Source organism: Neisseria sp. N95_16, assembly GCF_002551535.2.
Lineage (GTDB): Bacteria > Pseudomonadota > Gammaproteobacteria > Burkholderiales > Neisseriaceae > Neisseria > Neisseria brasiliensis.
The window spans coordinates 1-5,665 of sequence record NZ_PDBT02000108.1 but is presented as its reverse complement, the minus strand read 5'-3'; the positions used below and the strand labels follow the sequence as shown (position 1 = coordinate 5,665).

The 5,665-nt window shown below is 45.7% G+C and carries 4 protein-coding genes; 3 read left to right on the top strand and 1 reads right to left on the bottom strand.

Annotated elements, in window-relative coordinates:
• The coding region (locus CRG49_RS14105; RefSeq protein ID WP_157807888.1) for a helix-turn-helix domain-containing protein at positions 1-171 on the bottom strand (171 nt) is incomplete at its 3' end.
• A 103-nt stretch (positions 172-274) separates the two neighbouring features.
• On the opposite strand from CRG49_RS14105, the gene CRG49_RS12140 reads away from it, so the two are divergent.
• The 3 genes from CRG49_RS12140 to CRG49_RS12130 all read left to right on the top strand — a co-directional run bounded on the left by CRG49_RS12140 (position 275) and on the right by CRG49_RS12130 (position 5,541).
• A complete protein-coding gene (locus CRG49_RS12140; protein WP_324252677.1) occupies positions 275-2,065 on the top strand; it encodes a DNA methyltransferase in 1,791 nt (596 codons plus the stop codon).
• An 81-nt stretch (positions 2,066-2,146) separates the two neighbouring features.
• On the top strand, positions 2,147-4,294 hold the full coding sequence (locus CRG49_RS12135) for a DEAD/DEAH box helicase (RefSeq protein WP_195714676.1): 2,148 nt from the start codon (positions 2,147-2,149) through the stop codon (positions 4,292-4,294).
• On the top strand, positions 4,294-5,541 hold the full coding sequence (locus CRG49_RS12130) for a GIY-YIG nuclease family protein (protein WP_095501792.1): 1,248 nt from the start codon (positions 4,294-4,296) through the stop codon (positions 5,539-5,541). The genes CRG49_RS12135 and CRG49_RS12130 overlap by 1 nt, the downstream gene beginning before the upstream one ends.
• Positions 5,542-5,665 lie beyond the last annotated feature (124 nt).

The following is a 5,665-nucleotide window of genomic DNA, read 5'->3' as shown; positions in this document are numbered from 1 at the left end:
CTGTTGTGCTTTTCGGTAACAGTAGGTTCCGTTGACGGAATGCCGTCTGATTTCCCGACTGACGGTGGCGGGATGACAACCGATGTTCTGTGCGATTTGGTTTAGGGGTAGGTTGCGGTAATGTCTGGAAATGTAGTATCTTTGGTGTGAGGTCAGTTGTGTGTAGGCCATATTGCAATCTTTCTTGTCAGGAAAGGCAGTATACTACCGCATACTGGCCTTTTCTGTTATTGGAAATTGCACTTGTTAGGCGAATGTAAGGGCCTTTGATGATATTTTCAAACGTTATTCCAGTGTAGAAGGCCGTCTGAAAGCCTTACACAGCCTTGCCATGCGCTTGGGTAAAGTCAAAATATTCGACCCTGCCTGCGGCTCGGGAAATTTTCTGATTATTGCTTATAAAGAATTGCGTAAGCTGGAAATCCAAATTTTCAAGAAGATTAAGGATTTAGACAGTAATGCCATGTTTCACAGCCAAATCCGTCTTGACCAATTCTATGGTATCGAACTTGACGATTTCGCCCACGAAATAGCCATGCTTTCCCTGTGGCTGGCTGAACACCAAATGAATCTGCTTTACGAGCATGAATTGGGCAACAGCCTGCCTACGCTGCCTTTAAAAAGCGGTGGCAACATTAAAGCGGCCAATGCATTGCGTGAAGACTGGGAAAGTTTCTGCCCGCGCGCTAACAGGTCAGAAGACGAAGTTTATATCGTCGGCAATCCGCCGTTTGGTGGCAGCAACAGCCGCGATAAAGGCCAAAACGAAGACATGGATTTGGTGTTTGCAGGCTGGAAAAAATATGGCGTATTGGATTATGTAACCTGCTGGTTTTGGAAGGGCGCGCAATATATTCGAAACAGCCGTGCCAAGCTTGCATTGGTTTCGACCAACTCCATCAGCCAAGGGGAGCAAGTGGCAACATTGTGGCCGTCTGTTTTTGCCTTAGATGTACGTATCGGCTTTGCTTATCAAACGTTTCCGTGGGTCAATAATGCCAAAGCAAAAGCCGCTGTGCATGTGGTGATTATCGGTTTGGTGCCGGAACAACGCTCAGAGGAAGAAACAGGCCGTCTGAATGGCGATGGGCAAGATATGAAACTGTTTAAACTCGTTGATCAAGAATGGCGCGCGCAAAATGTGGCCAATATCAGCCCGTATCTGATTGCAGGCAGCAATCTGGCCGTGGCAGCACGGGAAACGCCTTTGGGCAAAGTTTCCCCAATGGTTTACGGAAACAAACCTGTTGAGGGCGGCAATCTGATTTTGAGCCCTGCCGAAAAAGAAGCCTTGCTTGCTGCTGAACCACAGGCAGAAAAATGGATTAAAAAACTGCTTGGTTCGGAAGAGTTTATCAATGGCCAAGAACGCTGGTGTATTTGGTTGCGCGATATGGATAAGGAAGAGTTGGAAGGCTTACCTGAAAAATATCCTGAAATTGCTAAGCGTGTAGAGAGAGTTCGATCTGTACGGCTGGCAAGTAAAAAAGCAGCAACAGTAAAGAAAGCAGCGATACCACATTTATTTGATGAAATCCGCCATCCAAAATCCGGTAACTACATCCTCGTCCCCCGTGTTTCATCGGAGCGCCGTGAATATGTACCGATGGATTTTTTCAACAGTGATGTGATTTCGACTGATAGTAATCAAATGATTCCCAATGCCACTCTTTATGAATTCGGCATTCTCTGTTCTGCCGCACATAATGATTGGCTGCGGGTTATAGCAGGCCGTCTGAAAAGTGATTATCGCTATTCCGGCACGCTGATTTACAACACCTTCCCGTGGCCTGAAGTTTCTAGCGCACAGCAGGCAAAAATCACCGAATTGGCCGAAGCGGTGTTGGAGGCACGTGATGATTTTCCTGCGCATACACTGGCGCAGCTGTACGATCCTGAAAAAATGCCCGATTCCTTACGCGCCGCACACCGTGCACTGGATGAAGCGGTCGACAGGCTTTACCGTCCGCAACCTTTTCCAGACGGCCTTGAACGGGTGGAATTTTTGTTTGGCCTGTATGAAAAGCTGATTGAGGCAGAAAAAACGGCCGCGAAAAAACACTGAAAAATCGGCCTTAATCTACCGTAATTCACACGATAGGAACAACGTGGCGGTTCGTCTCTGCCGACATAAAAGGAAAACAACATGACTGTCTCACTTCTAAACGTCCAATACGCGCAAACGGGCGCGAGTACGCAGCAAAATAATATGGGTATGCGCGAAATGCAGGCCAAAGCATTTGCCAAACGTGATGCGCAATATCTGTTGCTCAAAGCGCCGCCCGCATCGGGTAAATCGCGTGCGCTGATGTTTTTGGCTTTGGACAAACTCATCAATCAAGGCATCAAAAAAGCGATTATTGCCGTGCCTGAAATGTCTATCGGTGGCTCTTTTGCCGATACGGATTTAAGTGCACACGGTTTTTTGGCCGATTGGCGCGTCAAACCTGAAAACAATCTCTGCACCGGCGGCGGTGCGGAAAGCGATAAAGGCAAGGTGGATGCGTTCAAACGCTTTATGGCCGGAGACGATGATGTATTGGTTTGCACCCATGCTACGTTCCGTTTTGCTTTTGATGCCTTGAATGATGTAACAGCGTTTGATGATGTGTTGGTGGCGGTGGATGAATTCCATCATGTATCGGCGGAGGAAAGCAACCGTTTGGGCGCTGTGTTGGATAAATTGATGGCTGAATCGTCGGCGCATATTGTGGCGATGACCGGTTCTTATTTCCGTGGCGATACCGTGCCGATTCTTACTGAAGAGGCCGAGGCGAAATTTGAAAAAGTAACCTATACCTACTATGAACAGCTCAACGGCTATCAATATTTGAAATCATTGGGCTTAGGCTATCATTTCTATCAGGGGCGGTATATGGATGCCCTTAAGGAAGTGTTGGATTCTACGAAGAAAACGATTATCCATATTCCGAATGTGAATTCGGGCGAAGCTGCTGTGGATAAATATGAGGCGGTTGACCATATTATTAGCGTGCTGGGCGAATTTGTGGGCAAAGACCGCGATACCGGCATCATTACGGTACAAACTTCAGACGGCCGCTTGCTGAAATTAGCTGATTTGGTAGATGACCGCAAAATGTCTGACCGTGCTTTGATACAGGATTATCTGCGGCGTGCCAAAAATCGTGATGATGTGGATATTATCGTTGCTTTGGGCATGGCGAAAGAAGGTTTCGATTGGCCGTTTTGCGAGCACGTGTTGACCATCGGTTACCGCAGTTCGATGACGGAAGTGGTGCAAATTATTGGCCGTGCCACCCGTGATTGTGAAGGCAAAAGTCATGCACAATTTACCAACTTAATTGCCCAGCCCGATGCGGCCGATGAAGATGTGAAAGCATCGGTAAACAATCTTTTGAAAGCCATTACGCTTTCGTTGCTGATGGAGCAAGTGTTAGCGCCCAATATTACTTTCCGCCGCCGCTCCGATATGGTTGAAGGTGAAATTCTGCCGGTCGGTACGGTGATGGTGGATGATACTGCTGTATCGGTTTCCAAAAAGGTAGTGGATATTTTAAATAGTGACGGTACCGATATCATTGCCACGCTTACGCAAAATACAGAGGCAGCCAAAAGTTATGTCAATCAAAATGCGCCTGCACAAACGGTAAATGAAGTGCTGCTGCCTCAAATTGTGGCTAAGCGTTATCCTGATGCCACTGAAGAAGAGCAGGAACAGATTGTACAAGGTGTTTTGACCATTATGGTGGCCAATGGCAGCGGTGGTTTGGTAGCAGGCGACAGCTTGCCGGATGATGCACAAGTTGAAAATGAAGGCCGTTTTGTGCAAATCGGAAATCTGTTTGTGGATATGGAAACCTTAAGCGATGAAGAAAAAAGCCGTCTGAAACCGGAGGAAATCATTGCCGAGCGTAATCTTCCGGCAGGTGCACAAGTGCAAAATAAACATTCGGGTGAAATCAAAGCCCTGAATAATCAGTTTATTAAGCTTGGCGAAAAATTTGTGAATGTGGATAAGCTCAATATTGATTTGATTCGGGAAGTTAATCCTTTTCAGCAGGCATATGAAGTGCTTTCGAAAAATGTCGACAGTGAATTGCTGAAAGCTATTCAAAACCATGTGCAGGCCAGCCGTATCCAAATGAGCGAAGAGGAAGCAGTGATGTTGTGGCCGCGCATTCAAGAATTTGTGCAGACACATAATGGGCGGCATCCTTCATTGGAAGCGGAAGATGTGTTGGAAAAACGTATGGCTGAAGCTTTAGCTTATATCCGCAATAAAAAAGCACAACGATTGGCAGGAGGTGAGTGATGGAATTAAGCGGAATGCGCCTCCGCCATGCACCACGCAGCTTGAAGGATATTTTTGATAATGATGAATTGGGTTTGCTGAAGGATGTGAAAGCGGTACAAAAAGCGGCTACCAATCATCAGCTTTTGCATTCGCTTTATAGCGAAATTGCTGATTTTTTCAGACGGCATGGCAAACTTCCTGATACGCAGGGAGCACTTGATGAAAAACGTTTGGCCAGAAAATGGCAGGCAGCTTTGGATAATAAGGAACACAGGGAAATTCTACTGGCAGGAGATGAATTGAATTTAATCTCTGAGAAGCCATCTGATGAAACTGTGGTGCAGCAAGCAGCCATGCAAGTACAAAGTTTAGATGATATTTTCGCTAACGATACATTGGGTTTGCTCGATACCGGCAATACCGAAATTTTTCATATCCGCCACGTGCGTGATAACAGCAGTAAACCCTATGCAGGGGAAGAAACTGCTCAACGGCGGCCATGTAAAGATTTTTGGCGGTTTGAAGCATGGTTCAAACAAATACATGCTGCGCTTCAAAACGGCACGGCACACATGGAACGGCTGAAAACGGAAACCTTTTTGCAACCGGGTGATGCGTTTTTATTGGGTGGTGTGTTGTGTTATATCGCAGGTTATGCGGAGACAGAAGCACGACAAAGTCCGCGTACTAACCTGCGTTTAAGAGTGGTTTATGAAAATGGCACTGAAACCGATATTCTTACCCGTTCTCTGGCGCGTGCAGTGTATAAAGATGAAAACGGACGTAAAATCATATTGCATGAAACAATCGAATTTTCAGACGGCCTGGAATCATCATCTAAAGAAGATTTAATAACAGGCTATTTGTATGTATTGAAAGCTATTTCACCGAAACCTGAGCTTGCACGGTTTAAAAATTTGTACAAAATCGGTTTTACCACGGGTACGGTGGAAGATAGGATTGCAAATGCTGAAAACGACATTGCTTTTTTAGAAAGCCCAGTCCGACCGGTATTGAGTTTTGAGTGCCGTAATATCAATCCGCATACCTTTGAGCGGCTGATTCATGCATTTTTTGCCGGCCAAAGATTAAACCTTAAGCTGGTTGGAAAGGATGGCAAGCAATACACCCCTTCTGAATGGTTTGATGTCGATTTAGATGTGATTGAACAAGCGGCTGATTTAATTGTACGTGGTGAAATCAGCCGTTATCGTATGGATAATACGGTTGGAAAGATAGTGTTAAAAGAATCATCGATAGTTTGAAACAAGGCCGTCTGAAACAATATTGTTTCAGACGGCCTTATATATTGCGCTTCATCAGGGGCGTATTTTTTTAATTCATGTAAAGCCCCTTAACTTAGCCAGTGAAGGGGCTTTAATCATGTTT